Annotated in this window: 14 protein-coding genes; 5 read left to right on the top strand and 9 right to left on the bottom strand. The window is 67.9% G+C overall.

What is annotated here, in order from left to right; all coding sequences use genetic code 11:
• Positions 1 to 62 precede the first annotated feature (62 nt).
• On the top strand, positions 63 to 467 hold the full coding sequence (locus tag ACZ1DY_RS23945) for a hypothetical protein (protein ID WP_126735010.1): 405 nt from the start codon (positions 63 to 65) through the stop codon (positions 465 to 467).
• On the opposite strand, the gene ACZ1DY_RS23940 is transcribed toward ACZ1DY_RS23945, so the two are convergent.
• Positions 445 to 999: a hypothetical protein gene (locus tag ACZ1DY_RS23940; RefSeq protein WP_465480903.1), complete on the bottom strand. Its 555-nt coding sequence runs from the start codon at positions 997 to 999 to the stop codon at positions 445 to 447. The two genes, ACZ1DY_RS23945 and ACZ1DY_RS23940, sit on opposite strands and share 23 nt — an antisense overlap.
• A gap of 39 nt (positions 1,000 to 1,038) precedes the next feature.
• On the opposite strand from ACZ1DY_RS23940, the gene ACZ1DY_RS23935 reads away from it, so the two are divergent.
• Both ACZ1DY_RS23935 and ACZ1DY_RS23930 read left to right on the top strand, forming a co-directional pair.
• Positions 1,039 to 2,385 (top strand): MFS transporter, encoded by a 1,347-nt coding sequence (locus tag ACZ1DY_RS23935; RefSeq protein WP_465480902.1) that lies wholly within the window; start codon positions 1,039 to 1,041, stop codon positions 2,383 to 2,385.
• 405 nt (positions 2,386 to 2,790) lie between these two features.
• On the top strand, positions 2,791 to 4,044 hold the full coding sequence (locus tag ACZ1DY_RS23930; protein ID WP_465480901.1) for an HNH endonuclease signature motif containing protein: 1,254 nt from the start codon (positions 2,791 to 2,793) through the stop codon (positions 4,042 to 4,044).
• A 198-nt stretch (positions 4,045 to 4,242) separates the two neighbouring features.
• Here the strand turns inward: ACZ1DY_RS23930 and ACZ1DY_RS23925 are convergent, their stop codons facing one another.
• The 7 genes from ACZ1DY_RS23925 to ACZ1DY_RS23895 are packed head-to-tail and all read right to left on the bottom strand — an operon-like array spanning position 4,243 to position 11,519.
• Positions 4,243 to 5,181, bottom strand: coding sequence for a squalene cyclase (locus ACZ1DY_RS23925; RefSeq protein WP_465480900.1), 939 nt, complete (start codon positions 5,179 to 5,181; stop codon positions 4,243 to 4,245).
• A 9-nt stretch (positions 5,182 to 5,190) separates the two neighbouring features.
• Positions 5,191 to 5,958 (bottom strand): HpcH/HpaI aldolase family protein, encoded by a 768-nt coding sequence (locus tag ACZ1DY_RS23920; protein ID WP_465480899.1) that lies wholly within the window; start codon positions 5,956 to 5,958, stop codon positions 5,191 to 5,193.
• Entirely contained in the window at positions 5,943 to 6,728 is a 786-nt protein-coding gene (gene hpaH, locus ACZ1DY_RS23915) for a 2-oxo-hept-4-ene-1,7-dioate hydratase (protein ID WP_465480898.1), read from the bottom strand. The genes ACZ1DY_RS23920 and hpaH overlap by 16 nt, the downstream gene beginning before the upstream one ends.
• A 9-nt stretch (positions 6,729 to 6,737) precedes the next feature.
• The gene (gene hpaD / locus ACZ1DY_RS23910) at positions 6,738 to 7,832 is read right to left on the bottom strand and encodes a 3,4-dihydroxyphenylacetate 2,3-dioxygenase (RefSeq protein WP_465480897.1); all 1,095 of its coding nucleotides are present in this window, start codon (positions 7,830 to 7,832) and stop codon (positions 6,738 to 6,740) included.
• A 30-nt stretch (positions 7,833 to 7,862) separates the two neighbouring features.
• Positions 7,863 to 9,368, bottom strand: a complete 1,506-nt coding sequence (hpaE, locus tag ACZ1DY_RS23905; protein WP_465480896.1) for a 5-carboxymethyl-2-hydroxymuconate semialdehyde dehydrogenase — start codon at positions 9,366 to 9,368, stop codon at positions 7,863 to 7,865.
• Positions 9,369 to 9,384: 16 nt separating this feature from the next.
• Entirely contained in the window at positions 9,385 to 10,056 is a 672-nt protein-coding gene (locus ACZ1DY_RS23900; protein ID WP_257486337.1) for a GntR family transcriptional regulator, read from the bottom strand.
• Entirely contained in the window at positions 10,038 to 11,519 is a 1,482-nt protein-coding gene (locus ACZ1DY_RS23895) for a fumarylacetoacetate hydrolase family protein (RefSeq protein ID WP_465480895.1), read from the bottom strand. The genes ACZ1DY_RS23900 and ACZ1DY_RS23895 overlap by 19 nt, the downstream gene beginning before the upstream one ends.
• A gap of 148 nt (positions 11,520 to 11,667) precedes the next feature.
• On the opposite strand from ACZ1DY_RS23895, the gene ACZ1DY_RS23890 reads away from it, so the two are divergent.
• Positions 11,668 to 13,041 (top strand): MFS transporter, encoded by a 1,374-nt coding sequence (locus tag ACZ1DY_RS23890; RefSeq protein ID WP_257486339.1) that lies wholly within the window; start codon positions 11,668 to 11,670, stop codon positions 13,039 to 13,041.
• 18 nt (positions 13,042 to 13,059) lie between these two features.
• Here the strand turns inward: ACZ1DY_RS23890 and ACZ1DY_RS23885 are convergent, their stop codons facing one another.
• A complete protein-coding gene (locus tag ACZ1DY_RS23885; RefSeq protein ID WP_219151565.1) occupies positions 13,060 to 13,749 on the bottom strand; it encodes an IclR family transcriptional regulator in 690 nt (229 codons plus the stop codon).
• Positions 13,750 to 13,816: 67 nt separating this feature from the next.
• Here ACZ1DY_RS23885 and ACZ1DY_RS23880 point away from each other — a divergent pair, with 67 nt between their 5' ends.
• On the top strand, positions 13,817 to 14,350 hold the full coding sequence (locus ACZ1DY_RS23880) for a flavin reductase family protein (RefSeq protein ID WP_465480894.1): 534 nt from the start codon (positions 13,817 to 13,819) through the stop codon (positions 14,348 to 14,350).
• The last annotated feature ends 5 nt before the right edge of the window (positions 14,351 to 14,355 follow it).

The raw sequence follows: 14,355 nt of genomic DNA, 5'->3' as shown, positions 1-14,355 counted from the left end.
TACCACTCACGAGTTGCGGCAGTCGCTAGTCTTGATCTTCGACTGCGAGGGAGACTGAATTCATGGCGGAATGGGCCGATCTGGTCGCGTTCGTACGGCACGAATATCGGGTGGTGAAGGACGAACCGGACGAAATCCGCATCCGGTTGTCCTACGGTGACGACGACTACGAGGAGCGGGCCCAGACCGTGGTCATCGCGCGGGAGGTCTTCGACCGCCGCGAGGACTGGGTGCAGATCGCGACGCCGTTCGCGCGCGTCGACCAGGTCGACCTCACGACCGTGCTGACCGAGATCGGCAACACGATCGTCGTCGGGGGACTGGTGGTCATGGGCGAGCACCTGGTGCTGCGCCATTCCCTGCCGTTGGTGAACCTCGACATCAACGAGTTCACCGACCCGCTCGAACTCGTCGCGGGCTCGGCGGAGCTGCTGGAACAGCAGTTCACCGGACGCGACGACTACTGAGCCGCGTGACCTCGTCGAACGAGGTCACGAGTTCGCATTCCTCTTCCGTGAGCCTGTTGATCGCTGCCCGGTAAGCCTGCGCTTGAGGCGTACCGGGCAGTTCGCCGTCGAGGAGAAGCGGAAGACCGAGTTCGAAACCGCAGCGCGCCCGCGCGCCGTAGCGGTGCCGGGTGCGGGTGACCGCGGTGGCGACGCGGAGACCGTGCTCGGTGCCCGGCGGTGTGGCGGGCCGGTCGGTTTCGATGGCCGCGAAACGGAACCCGTCGGCCTGGTCGCATTTCCCGCAGCCGACGGGCCCCGAGCCGAGCCCGTTGCCGCAGTCGGAGCAGGTCAGCCTGTCGAAGGCGGCGTCGACGACCCGCCATTCGAACACGGAAGTGTCGGCGACGACCGATTCGGCGAGGTCGACCTCGTCACTGGTCCCGGCTACCACCCCGTATTCCGCGAGGAACAACCGCCATCGGTCTTCGATACTCGTTTCGACGGCGGCCAGGGCCTCGGCGGGGCGTCCGCCGCGCGGAAGAGCGCTCATGGCGAAGACTCGCTGTTTCGCGTGGATAAGGTGTGTGACATGGGTTCCTCGAGGTGGGGCGGGCTCGCGGCCCTGCTCGCGGGATTCTTCGTGCTTCTGCTGGACACGACCATTGTCGCGGTGGCGAGCCCGAGCATCCAAGCCGATCTCGGTGGGGACGTCGCCGCGTTGTTCTGGGTGACGGCGGGTTACCTGCTCGCGTTTTCGGTTCCGCTGCTGGTCGCCGGTCGTCTCGGCGATCTCTTCGACCCCAAACGTGTCTACCTGTTCGGCATGGCAGGCTTCGGCGTCGCCTCGGCGCTGTGCGGGATCGCGCCGTCGATCGGCTGGCTCATCGCGTTCCGGATCCTGCAAGGCCTGGCCGCGGCCGCGATGTCACCGCAACCACTCACGTTGATCCGGCGGCTCTTCGCCGAAGACGAGCGGGGTCGCGCGTTCGGCATCTGGGGCTCGGTGGCGGCGGCCGCGACCTTGCTGGGTCCCATTCTGGGCGGGCTGCTGACAGCGAGCCTGGATTGGCGCTGGATCTTCTGGGTCAACGTGCCGCTCTGCGTCATCGCCGTGGTCGTGGGCATCCGCCTGATTCCGGGAAGCCAAGGAAGTGCGACACGCTTCGATCTGACCGGAGCCGTGTCGAGTACGGCGGGTTTGAGTCTTCTGGTGTGGGCATTGCTGTCATGGAGCCCGCTTTCGCTGCCTGCGACCGCCCTCGCCGTCGCGCTGCTCGTCTGTTTCTGGTTCCGAGAGCGCGGGCAAGGCGAGGACGCCCTCGCGCCGTTGCGGCTCTATCGCTCGCCCGGGTATCTGTCCGCGAGCCTCGCGATGGCGTCGCTCGGTGCGACGGTTCTCGCGATGGCACTGCCCACGATGCTCTACATCCAGGACAACCGCGGTTTCGGCCCGATGGAAGCCGCGATCGTCCTCGCGCCGGACGCCGTCGTCGCGATCCTGCTGTCGCCACCGGCCGGCCGCTGGGTCGACCGGGTGGGCGGGCGCCGGCCGGCGATACTCGGCATGAGCCTTCTCGCGACGAGCCTTCTGCTCATCGGGCTGGTAGTGGTCCTGAACCTGAATCCCTGGTGGATCTCGGTGGGCGCCGCGCTGCTGGGCGCTGCCAACGCGATGGCGTGGTCACCGCTGTCCGCCATCGCGATGGCGTCCGTCGACCCCGCTGTCGCTGGCGGTGCCTCTGGTCTGTTCAACACGGTCAGGCAGGTGGGTGCGGTGGCCGGGGTGGCGGCGACCGGCGCGATCCTGGCGGGCCTCGAATCGCGACCGGGCTTGGCTTTCGGTGTCGTGTTCGGGTTCGTCGGTCTTGTCGCCGTCGGCGGTGTCGCGGCCGCGCTCCGGCTGCCTGGGCGCTCTCGGGTGATCGCGGTGGCTTGAGGTCGCCCTTTCGCAATTAGTCGGCTAATTGCGGTGGTTCGGGTGCTTTGCTTGGGTCGCGTTAATGCCCTGTGGATCGGAGGGTGTCGCCTCCGGCGGTCCTCGCGGTGGGGTTGCGAAAGCCACTTTCGCAACGTTGAGGGTTGCGAAAGTGGCTTTCGCAACGCTTGTGGGAGACTGGGCGAGTGGTCGCGGCCCCGGCTTTCGGTTGGCCTCTGGCCAGGGCACGTTTCGCGAGCGGACTTGAGATGCTCGGCTTACTTCGCAATTAGTCGACTAATTGCGAGACTTGCTCAGAGTGAACCGCTCTTGGTGACGGATTCACCCTTCAGTGTTGCGCGCGCGTTTCGCTTGTTGCTTAAAATTACGAACATCTGTTCGATGTGTTTGCGGTATTATGGAGGTGTGTCCGAGACCTTCCTCCCTGAGTTGCCGCAGGAGTTGTGGCGTGCCGGCAAGCTGGAGCTTGCGCATGGTGTGCTGCAGTCTTTGCGGGTGATTCGGATGGCTACCGCGGGTTTGGGGCGGTTTTTGGCGGAGGTCGAGTCTCGGGGTGCCAAGGATTTGTTCGGGCATGGGACTACGGCGAGTTGGTTTGCGGAGATGGCGGGGTTGTCGCGGGCTGAGGCGGGTGCGGTGGTGAAGCGGGCGGTCGCTTTGAATCCGACGCGGAACCTGGATGGCACCGAAGCCCCGGCCGTGGCACCCGAGACGGCCGCGGTCGCTGCCGAGGGGCTGGTCGGGGATGAGCGGATCGATCAGATTCTGGAGATCTTGAAGAGACTCCCCGCCGACACCTCCGCCGAAGATAAGGCGTTCGCGGAGAAGATCCTCGCCGAGTTGGCCCCGACCGCCGGTCCGCAGCAGCTCGCCAAGGCCGAAGCGAACCTGCTGGGCTGGCTGGACCCCGACGGCAACGAACCCCAAGACCCCGAACCCAAAGAACCACGCCGCGAAATCACCCTGGAACGCCGCAAAGACGGCTTCTGGAAACTCACCGGCCTCCTCGATGACGAGACCGGCGCCCGCACCGCCGCCGCCCTGGAGGCCTACGCCCAACCACGGCCAGTCGACGAATTCGGCCAAGCCGATCTGCGGATGAAATGCGAACGCCTGGGAGACGCCTGGGCCGAACTCCTCGACCTCGCGATCGCCTGCCCGGACCAACCCGGCACCAGCGGCTACCGCACCCTCGTGAACGTCACCATCGGACTCGACGAACTCAAATCCGGTCTCGGCACCGCGTGCCTGGACTTCGTCGGCACGATGACCGCGAGGGAAGCGCGGCTGGCGGCCTGCGACTGCCTGATGTTGCCGGTCGTGATGAGCGCCGCCGGAGAACCCCTGGATGTGGGACGGCTACGACGCTTCGTCACCCCAGGGCAAAGGCGCGCGTTGAACATCCGCGACGGTGGCTGCGCATTCCCCGGCTGCCATCGGAAACCCAAGAACTGTCACGCCCACCATATTCAGCACTGGGTGGACGGCGGTCCGACAGATCTTCGGAACTTGGTGCTGTTGTGCGGGTTCCATCACCGCCTGATTCATCACGGTGACTGGGAAGTCCGGATGGCCGCCGACGGGTTACCCGAGTTCATCCCACCCCAATACCGAGATCCGCTCCGACAACCCCGGCGCAACACCCTGCACCGCGTCTGAGCACCGAGGAGCCCGTCGGCCACACCGGCGACGGGCCCTTCGGCATGCCCACGGGTAGAACGGAGCCTCGGACCACCTGAATCGCGGTGGACGCTGATGCTTGGCCATCATCCCGTCTGTGTAGCTCCCGCCAGGTCGGAACGGCGGCCGACCGCAGCCACAACCAGAAGACCCGGCACCAAACCCACGAACCCCGGCCTAAGCCGCGGAATCCCACCAGTTCAGCACCCGGCTGCCATACAACGTCAGCCACTTCGAGGGCTCACCCGCCGCGACGTCGACCTCGAACCACACCCTCCCGGCGTGCCGATGGGCCTGTAGCCAGGTCCCGTCCGGCTGCCGTGCGGCACGGATGCGTTCGACGGCTTCGGCCATTCGCGGATCCGGAGCCGTACCATCGTGCAGCGACGCCTCACGGAAGTAGTCGGCCGCGTTCAGCACGTCGTAGAACCAGCGGAACGGATACGCGAAGACCGTGATCCACGGCGCGATCTCCGAACCCGTCGACAGCCGCCGGAACAGGCCTCGCTCCAGCAGGTACTCCTCACCCGCGCGCCGCGCGGCCCGCGAAGCCGGAGTGCCACCGGTCGCGGTTTCGGAGGCGAGCAGGCCTTTGAGCGAGTTCAGCGTCGAGTGCACGGACGAGCGCTGGGAACCTGAGACCCATTCGCAGTTCCAGCCACCATCGGGTTGCTGATGCTCCGAGAACCACGTGACGAGCGGGGCGACGTCGGCACCGAGCCACAGGCCGTTCGCGAGGGTCCACGCGTTGATGCAGCAGTCGACCTCGCCACCCCAGTACGGGAGATCGTCGTACTCCCAACGGCTGTTCCGAGCGAGAAGTTCGGCCGTCCCGGAAAGGGCCGCGGCGTCCATGCCCCACTCACGCAGGGTGTTGAGCGACCACGTCGTCGCGGTCCACGGCTGCCCGCCTTCCGCGCCGGTGAACCCGGCGGGGAAGAACGCGCCGCCCGCCCACTGGCCGTCCGGATCCTGGTGGGCGAGCAGCCGCGCGCCGAAACCTTCGGTCGCGATCCGCGCCCGCGTCGCCTCCCAGACCTCGGGCGGCTCGTGCGCGAGGTCGCGTTCCACCTGCCAGCGCAGGGCGGGGTCGGAGTCGAGCAGCCACGGGAGCATGCCAAGACCTTAAGCCTGATGCCGCCTCGCGAGCGCCTCCGAACCTTGAGCGAGCAGGGTGACATCGGCGCCGACCAGCACGAACGAAGCGCCGGCGTCGAGGTAACGCTGGGCCTGCGCCGGGTCGAAAGCGTTGACGCCGACCGGTTTTCCCCGCGCGCGAACGGCCTCGAAGGTGCCCAAGACGGCCGCGGTGACGTCGGGGTGCGTCTGCTTTCCGAGCAGGCCCATCGAGGCGGCCAGGTCGGACGGCCCGACGAACACCCCGTCGACGCCATCGACAGCGGCGATCTCGGAGGCCGCCGCGACCCCCGCCGTCGACTCGATCTGCACGAACAGCGACGTGAACTGCTCGGCCTTCGCGAGATAGTCCTCGACTCGGTTCCAGCGCGCCGACCGCGACAGAGCGCTGCCGACACCGCGCACGCCACGAGGCGGATAGCGGACGGCCCGCACGACGGCCTCCGCCTCCTCCGCGCTGTCGACCATGGGCACCAGCAGGTTCTGCGCGCCCAGGTCGAGCAGCTGCTTCAGCGCGACCGCGTCACCGGACGGGGCGCGCACCATCGGCGTGATGGGATACGCGGCGATCGTCTGCAGCAACGACTGCACCGTCTCGAGCCCGGAGGGGGAGTGCTCGGTGTCGACGAGCAGCCAGTCGAGCCCGGAGCCCGCGCAGATCTCCGCGACGACCGGGCTGCCCGACGTGACCCACATGCCGACCAGCGGCCGCTCGCCCAGCCGATCCCGGAACGGCGGATCTAGACGAAGCGGCATGTGATCGCCCCCAGATCCCGGTAGTCGGCGGTCACGGTGTCGCCCGGGTGCACCCACATCGGCCGCGTGAACGACCCGGCCAGCACGATGTCGCCCGGATCGAGCTTGTCACCGTGCTGGGCGAGTTTGTTCGCCAGCCAGGCGACGCCGTTCGCGGGATGGTTCAGCACCGCGGCGGCGACTCCGGATTCCTCGATGGTCTCGTTGCGGTACAGCAGCGCCGAAACCCACCGCAGGTCGACGGCGTCCACGGCGACCGGGTTGCCGCCGTAGACCATCCCACCCATGGCGGCGTTGTCGCTGATCGTGTCGACGATGGTCCGGCCCGCCATCTCGATCCGCGACGACAGGATCTCCAGCGCGGGCACGACGTACTCGGTCGCCCGCAGCACGTCGAACACCGTGGCGTCCGGCCCCGCGAGGGAGTCACGGAGGACGAAGGCCAGCTCGACCTCGATGCGCACGTTCGAGAACCGGCCGTGCTCGATCACGGAGCCGTTCTCGAACACCATGTCCGCGAAGATGGCGCCGTAGTCGGGTTCGGTGATCCCGGTGGCGGCCTGCATGACCTTCGACGTGAGCCCGATCTTGCGCCCGACCGGACGGCGTCCCGCCGCGATACCCCGGCGCCGCCATTCGTTCTGCACGGCGTACGAGTCCTCGACGGTCATGTCCGGATAGCGCGCCGTCAGCAGCGGGATCGTCTCCCGGGCCTCCTCCGCGGCCGCCAGTTCGTCGGCGATCGCGGCGATCGTTTCCTGTTCGAGCATGTCCCCGCCTCAGAGCTGGTTGCCGAGTTTGTACTCGCCCTGTTTCCACGCCGGCAGTTCGCCTTCGTCGTCACCCTTGCGGGTGTAGGAGAAGCCGTCGGCGCCGATGGTGACCTCCAGTTCGCTTTCCTCGGTCCGCGCGACCACGGGCTGCGGCTTGCCGTCGAGGTCGAGGACGAGCGAGGCGTCGGTGTACCAGGACGGGACCACCGGCGTGCCCCACCAGTCGCGGCGCTGGTTGTCGTGCACGTCCCAGGTCACCACCGGGTTGTCGGGATCGCCGGTGTAGTAGTCCTGCGTGTAGATCTCGACGCGATGCCCGTCCGGGTCGCGCAGGTACAGGTAGAACGCGTTCGAGACGCCGTGCCTGCCGGGGCCGCGTTCGATGTGGTCCGACATCCGCAGCGAGCCGAGTTTGTCGCAAATGGACAGGATGTTGTGCTTCTCGTGCGTGGCGAAGGCGACGTGGTGCATCCGAGGCCCGTCGCCGCCGGTCATCGCGGTGTCGTGCACGGTCGGCTTGCGGCGCATCCAGGCCGCGTACGTGACGCCCTGGTCGTCCTGGATGTCTTCGGTGACGCGGAAGTTGAGGTCTTCCATGTGCTTCACCGCGCGCGGGACGTCCGGCGTGACCTGGTTGAAGTGGTCGAGCCGGACCAGCGCGCCCGGGACGTGCAGGTCGTAGCGCCAGCTGAGCCTGTCGACGTGCTGGACGTCGTGGAAGAACTCGAGCGGGAAGCCGAGGGGGTCCTGCACGCGCACCGAGTCGCCGATGCCTTTGGTGAACCCGTTCTCATTGCGTTCGACCCGGCAGCCCAGCTCCGTGTAGAACGCGACGGCCTTGTCGAGGTCCTCCGGCGACCGCACCCGGTACGAGAAGGCCGCCACCGCGGCGACCGGACCCTGGCGCAGCACGAGGTTGTGGTGGATGAACTCGTCGATCGTACGGACGCTGACCGTGGTCTCGTCCTCCTCGGTCACCGTCAGGCCGAGGACGTCGGCGTAGAACGCGCGCGACCGCGCCAGATCGGTGACGACGAGTTCCATGTACGCGCAGCGGAGGACGTCCGGCGGCGGTGATTTAGGGGTGGGGATCGGCTTCATTGCGTCATCCTTTGTGGACGGGGAACGGGGTCAGCCCTTGCCGAAGGCGGGGTTGTGCACCTCGCCGAGGTTGATGTGCACCGCCTGCTGGTCGGTGTAGAAGTCGATCGAGCGGTAGCCGCCCTCGTGTCCCAGCCCGGACGCCTTCACCCCGCCGAAGGGCGTGCGCAGATCGCGGACGTTGTTCGAGTTGAGCCACACCATGCCCGCCTCGACGGACTGCGCGAAGTTGTGCGCCCGCTTGAGATCGTTGGTCCAGACGTAGGCCGCGAGCCCGTACTTCGTGTTGTTCGCGAGCTCCAGCGCCTCTTCTTCGCTGTCGAACGGCGTGATCGCGACGACCGGGCCGAAGATCTCCTCCTGGAAGATCCGGGCGTCCGGTTTGACGTCGGCGAACACCGTCGGCGCCACATAGTTCCCGGCAGGGAAGCCGTCCGGGCGGCCGCCGCCGGCGACGAGCCTGCCCTCGGTCTTGCCGATCTCGATGTACTTCATGACCTTGTCGTAGTGCTCGGGGTGCACCAGCGCGCCGACTTCGGTCTCGGGGTCGCTCGGGTCGCCCACCTTGACCCGTTTGGCCTGCGCGGCGTAGCGCTCGACGAACTCGTCGTAGATCGCGCGCTCGACCAGGATCCGGCTGCCCGCTGTGCAGCGCTCGCCGTTGAGGGAGAAGACGCCGAAGATCGTCGCGTCGATCGCGGTCTCCAGATCGGCGTCGGCGAAGACGATGGCGGGCGACTTGCCGCCCAGCTCCATCGACAGTCCTTTGAGGAACGGTGCCGCGTTGCCGAAGATCAGGCTGCCGGTGCCGCTCTCGCCGGTGAACGAGATGAGCGGGACGTCCGGATGCTTCACCAGCGCGTCGCCGGCGTCCTCACCGAAGCCGTTGACGAGGTTGAACACGCCGGGCGGCAGCCCGGCCTCCTCGAAGATCTCCGCCCACAGCGACGCGGAAAGCGGGGTGAACTCCGCCGGTTTGAGCACGACGGTGTTGCCGGTCGCGAGCGCGGGCGCGAGTTTCCACGACTCCAGCATGAACGGCGTGTTCCACGGCGTGATCAGGCCGGCGACGCCGATCGGCTTGCGGTTGACGTAGTTGATCTGACGGCCGGGCACCTTGTAGGTGTCGTCGGCCTGCGCGACGATCAGGTCGGCGAAGAACCGGAAGTTCTCCGCCGCCCGGCGCGCCTGGCCCAGCGCCTGCGAGATCGGCAGACCCGAGTCGAAACTCTCCAGCGCGGCCAGCCGCTTGTCCCGCGACTCGACGAGATCGGCGATGCGGTTGAGCACGCGCGACCGCTCACGCGGCAGCAGCTTCGGCCAAGGCCCCTCGGTGAACGCCTTCCGCGCGGCGGCGACGGCGCGATCGATGTCGGCCTTCTTCCCCGCGGCGGCCTGGACGTAGACCTCGTTGGTGACCGGGTCGAGCACGTCGAAGACGGCGCCGTCGGCCGAATCGGCGAGTTCGCCGCCGATGTAGTGCCGGATCCGCTCCGGGACACCGTCCGGGATCGGCCGGGGAGTGGTGGTGGTCAAGACTAGCCCTCCTCAGTCAGCGGTTCGCGCGCTCTCGAGCGTCCAAAAAGGCCTGCATGGTGGCCCAGCGGTGATTGCGCGCGGCGAATTCGATGTCGAGCGGATCGGCCTTCTCGATGATCAGCCGGAGGATCTCTTCGTGTTCCTCGACCGACCGGTGCGCGCGGTCGGGCACGAACGCGAACGTGGAGTCGCGCAGCCCGGACAGCCGGGTCCAGCCCTGGTGCACGAGGTCGAGGATCTGCGGGTTGGGGCAGCATTCGAAGAGCAGCGAGTGGAACTGCTGGTTCAGCGCGGTGAACTCGTGCGCGTCGAAGTGGTCCAGCAGCGCGATCATGCGCTCGTTCACCCGCCGCGCCCGCGCGATGTTCTCTTCGGACAGTTGCGGCGCGGACAGCGCGGTGGCGACACCTTCGACGACACCGAGGGTCTGCATCGCGTGGACGTACTCGTTCTGGTCCACCATCGCCACGCGCGCGCCGACGTTGCGCTCGAAGGTCACCAGCCGTTCGGCCTCCAGCCGCCGGATCGCCTCGCGCACCGGGACGACGCTCATGTCGAGCGCGCCGGCGATCTCGGCGAGGACGAGCCGGTAGCCGGGTCCGTACTCGTGCCGGGCGATCCGCTCACGCAGCCACTCGTAGGCGAGTTCGGATTTGCTGGTCGTCTTCACTGCTTCTTCTGCCATGCCTCATACCTTTCCCGCCACAACGGGTTCAGCGGGAAGAGCCCCTCGATCGGGCGGCCCTGTCCGACCTGCTCGGCGATCCAAGCGTCTTCGTCCTCCTGGACGAGCGCCGCGTCGGCGATCTCTTCGGCCAGCGACGGCGGGATGACGACCACGCCGTCGTCGTCGCCGACGATGATGTCGCCGGGCAGCACGGTGGCCCCGCCGCAGGCGACCGCGACGTCGGTGTCCCACGGCACGTGTTTGCGGCCGAGGACCGCCGGATGCGGGCCCTGCGAGAACACCGGCAGGCCGGTCGCGGCGACGGCCTCGAAGTCGCGGACCCCGCCGTCGGTGATCACCCCGGCGGCGCCGAGGTAGCGCGCCCGCAGCGCCAGGATGTCCCCGAGCGTCCCGGAACCCTTGTCACCGCGGGCTTCGATGACGATCACTTCGCCGGCGCCGACAGAGTCGAAGAGGCGTTTCTGCGCGTTGTAACCGCCGCCATGGGACTTGAAGAGGTCTTCGCGGTTCGGGACGAAACGCAGTGTCCTCGCCGTGCCGACGACCTTCGAGCCGGGCAGATTCGGGCGCACGCCGTCGATCGCGACGTTGTTCAGCCCGCGTTTGCGCAGCTGCGCCGACAAACCCGCGACGGGTGCGCGAAGAAGCTTGGCGCGCAGTTCCTCGCTGAGTGTGGGCGAGTTCTCTTCGGCCGCTTCGGCAGGAGTTCCCCAGGCTTCGGCGCGCTGCTTGTCGTCGACCTCGGGCAGGCTGCCGATGTCCGAAAAGGACCGGATGCCCTGGGTGACGGTGGTGTGGAGCCGCCCGCTGCTGAGGGATGTGCCGGGAACGTCCACTTCGACCACGACGACGTCGCCGGGGGAGACCACCGTCGAGCCGGCGGGGGTCCCGGTGAGGATGACGTCGCCAGGTTCGAGCGTGAAGTGCTGGGAAAGGTCGGAAACGAACTGCCGCAACGGGAACAGCAGCCCGGCCGTGCTGTCCTCCTGCACCAGGTCGCCGTTCACCCAGGTGCGGATGCGCAGCGACGAGGGATCGATGTCGCGCGCGTCGATGAGGCCGGGGCCGAGCGGGGTGTAGCCGTCGCCGCCCTTGGAACGGACGTTGGAGCCCTTGTCCGCGGCGCGCAGGTCGTAGAGGCCGAAGTCGTTCGCGGCGGTGACCGCGGCTACGTGCTCCCATGCCTTGTCCGGTTTCACCCAGCGGGCCGTGGTGCCGATGACCAGCGCGATCTCGCCTTCGAAGGCCAGCAGTTCGGTGCCTGCCGGACGTTCGACCGTGCCACCGGAAGTGCCGATCGAGCTCGACGGCTTGAAGAAGTACGACGGGTTCGCCGGCCGCCGCCCGCGCTGCTCGGCGCGGGACGCGTAACTGAGATGGACGGCGATGATCTTGCCCGGCCGGGTGTCCAGCGGACCGGACGCGCGGCCGGAAGGCGATGCTGCCTCGTAAGTGCCCATGTTCCCCTGAATCCTCGACCCTTGCTTCGTATCTAATAACGTATATGATTCCGTGCCACAGTGGCAAGGCGGTCACCGAGTGGCCTTCGCTCGCCCGGGGATCCCTGCGGGCCGCCACTCGCGTCAGGCCTATGTCAAAGGAGTCAAGGTGTCGAATCCAGCGCAGGATGAACGCACGCCCGGCCGGACCGCTCCACCGTCTTCCGATCGGCGCCGGGTCGCGTTCGCGACCGTCGTCGGCACCACGGTCGAGTGGTACGACTTCTTCGTTTACGCGTCCGCCGCCGGTCTCGTCTTCGGCAAGCTGTTCTTCTCCGGCCTCGGTGCCAACAGCACGCTCGTCTCCTTCGCCACGGTGGGCGTGAGCTTCCTGTTCCGTCCGCTCGGCGCGTTCCTCGCCGGGCACTTCGGCGACAAGTACGGCCGCCGGGTGGTCCTGGTGCTCACCCTGATCCTGATGGGCGTCGCGACCACGCTGATCGGCGTGCTCCCGACGTTCGATCAGATCGGTGTCCTCGCGCCGGTTCTGCTGATCCTGCTGCGGATCCTGCAGGGCGTTTCGGCGGGTGGTGAATGGGGTGGCGCCGTCCTGATGGCCGTCGAGCACGCGCCGTCGAAGCGCAGGGGACTCTTCGGCGCCTCGCCGCAGATCGGTGTCCCGCTCGGGCTGTTGCTGGCCTCCGGTGTCCTGGCGCTGACCAGCCTGCTCGTGCCGGGGCAGGCGTTCCTCGACTGGGGTTGGCGGATCCCGTTCCTGCTCAGTGTCGGGCTGATCCTGGTCGGCCACTACGTGCGGCGCCGCGTCGAGGAAAGCCCGGTCTTCCGGGAGATCGCCGAACGCCGCGAGCAGACCCGGACCCCGATCATCCAGCTGTTCCGCAAACACGCCGTGCTCGTTCTGGTGGCCGCGCTGGTGTTCGCGGGCAACAACGCCGTCGGCTACATGACCACCGGGGGCTACATCCAGAACTACGCGACCAACCCGAAGGGCCCGATCGGGCTCGACCGCGGCCCGGTGCTGTGGGCGGTGACCGCGTCGGCGGCGACCTGGCTGCTCTCGACGTGGGCGGCGGGCGCGGTGTCCGACCGGATCGGCAGGCGGCGCACCTACGTGGTCGGCTGGATCGCGCAGCTCGCCGGCGTCGCGCTGCTCTTTCCCTTGGTGGACACCGGGAACATCGTGTTGCTGGCGCTGGGCCTGATCATCCTCAGCGTCGGGCTCGGGTTCACCTACGGCCAGCAGGCGGCGTTCTACGCGGAGCTGTTCCCCGCGTCGATCCGGTTCTCCGGTGTTTCGATCTCGTACGCGCTCGGCGCGATCCTCGGTGGCGCGTTCGCGCCGACGATCGCCACCGCGCTGGTCGGCGCGACCGGCACGTCGGTGTCCGTGGCCGTCTATCTGGGCGGGATGACCGTCATCGGCCTCATCGCCACCTTGCTGCTGCGTGACCGGTCGGGAATCCCGCTCGGGCCGGATCACGAAGCCGAGCAGGCGGTCAGCCCGCTGCGCTTCTCGAAGTGATCCCGCCGTCCGTGACGCTCACCCGCCGAGAGCGTCACGGACGGCCTTCGCCGCCGCCTTGAGCCGCTCCGCGAGCTCGGCGGGGGTTCGCGTGCTGGACAGGTAGACGACCGCGAGCGCCGCGGGAGCGTGTCCGCGCAGGGGGAGTGGCACGGCCACCGAGCTGAGGTTCTCGATCACCTCGCCGTGGCTGTCCGCGTAGCCGCGGTCGGTGACTTCCTTGATCCCCTCCGGCCAGTCCTCTTCCGGTAGCTGGGAAAGAATCGCGCGGCCGGGAGCGCCGGCGGTGAACGGATGCCTGGACCCCGGGCGCTGCGCGACGGACGCGACGGCGTGCCGGGGTTCCACGCTGACCAGGGTCACGCATTCCTCGCGGTCCATCACCGCCACGAAACACGTCATGCCGAGTTCGTTCGCGACCGCCGTCAGTTCTGGCAAGGCCGCGGCCTGCAGATCGTGTTTGATGCCTGCCGCGAGCGCGGCCAATCGCGCGCCCAGTTCGTATTTCCCGGCGGGTTCCCGCGTGAGGAGCCCGTGCTCTTCGAGGGTGCGGATGAGCCGGTACGCGATCGAGCGGTGCACCCCGAGCCGTTCGGCGATCCGGTCGACACTGAGCGGTTCTTGGGCGTCGGCAAGGACTTCGAGGACACGGATGCCGCGGCTGAGCGTCTGGGACGTGCTCGCGGTCTTGCGGGACTCCGAAATCATCGTATACGATCCGTTTCGATAGTTGAACTGGCTGTTCGATTATAGAACAGGAACAGGCGGGATGGTCATGATGTCACGCGAAACCAGTTTCCCGCCGGGATCGAGCCTGTACCGGCCGCCCGCGCAGTTCTTCCGCGGCTGCCTCGGCCGGTTCGCGACGGGTGTCGCGGTGGTGACCTTCGATGCCGCCACGAAACGGCACGGCCTGACGGTGAACTCCTTCACCGCGGTCTCGATGGATCCGCCGCTCGTGCTCGTCTCCATCCAGCGCACCGTGAAAAGCCACGACCTGCTCGCCGGGCGCCCGTTCGCGGTCAACGTCCTCGGAGCCGAACAGGAGGCGCTGGCGATGAACTTCGCCGGCCGCCCGACTCCGGAAGGCGCGCCGACGTGGGTCGAAGGCGGGCGCGCGCCGCGGCTCGGCGGCGTCCTCAGCTGGTTCGACTGCACGCCGTGGGCCGCCTACGACGGTGGCGACCACACCCTGTTCCTCGGCGAGGTGCAGGAGTTCGACTACCGCTCCGGCGACGCGCTCGGCTTCGTCAACGGGCAGTTCTCGACCATCCACGAATCCGCGCAAGGCCACGAATCCCTGTTCTGACAACG

This window comes from Amycolatopsis sp. PSD-21 (assembly GCF_055561455.1).
Note: the sequence above shows the minus strand (reverse complement) of the source record. Positions and strands in the feature narration are given on the sequence as shown.

Coding starts and splice junctions, on each gene's coding strand:
- ACZ1DY_RS23945 (WP_126735010.1), top strand. CDS start 63: ATGGCGGAATGGGCCGATCTGGTCGCGTTCGTACGGCACGAATATCGG.
- ACZ1DY_RS23940 (WP_465480903.1), bottom strand. CDS start 999: ATGAGCGCTCTTCCGCGCGGCGGACGCCCCGCCGAGGCCCTGGCCGCC.
- ACZ1DY_RS23935 (WP_465480902.1), top strand. CDS start 1,039: ATGGGTTCCTCGAGGTGGGGCGGGCTCGCGGCCCTGCTCGCGGGATTC.
- ACZ1DY_RS23925 (WP_465480900.1), bottom strand. CDS start 5,181: ATGCTCCCGTGGCTGCTCGACTCCGACCCCGCCCTGCGCTGGCAGGTG.
- ACZ1DY_RS23920 (WP_465480899.1), bottom strand. CDS start 5,958: ATGCCGCTTCGTCTAGATCCGCCGTTCCGGGATCGGCTGGGCGAGCGG.
- hpaH (WP_465480898.1), bottom strand. CDS start 6,728: ATGCTCGAACAGGAAACGATCGCCGCGATCGCCGACGAACTGGCGGCC.
- hpaD (WP_465480897.1), bottom strand. CDS start 7,832: ATGAAGCCGATCCCCACCCCTAAATCACCGCCGCCGGACGTCCTCCGC.
- ACZ1DY_RS23900 (WP_257486337.1), bottom strand. CDS start 10,056: ATGGCAGAAGAAGCAGTGAAGACGACCAGCAAATCCGAACTCGCCTAC.
- ACZ1DY_RS23895 (WP_465480895.1), bottom strand. CDS start 11,519: ATGGGCACTTACGAGGCAGCATCGCCTTCCGGCCGCGCGTCCGGTCCG.
- ACZ1DY_RS23885 (WP_219151565.1), bottom strand. CDS start 13,749: ATGATTTCGGAGTCCCGCAAGACCGCGAGCACGTCCCAGACGCTCAGC.
- ACZ1DY_RS23880 (WP_465480894.1), top strand. CDS start 13,817: ATGATGTCACGCGAAACCAGTTTCCCGCCGGGATCGAGCCTGTACCGG.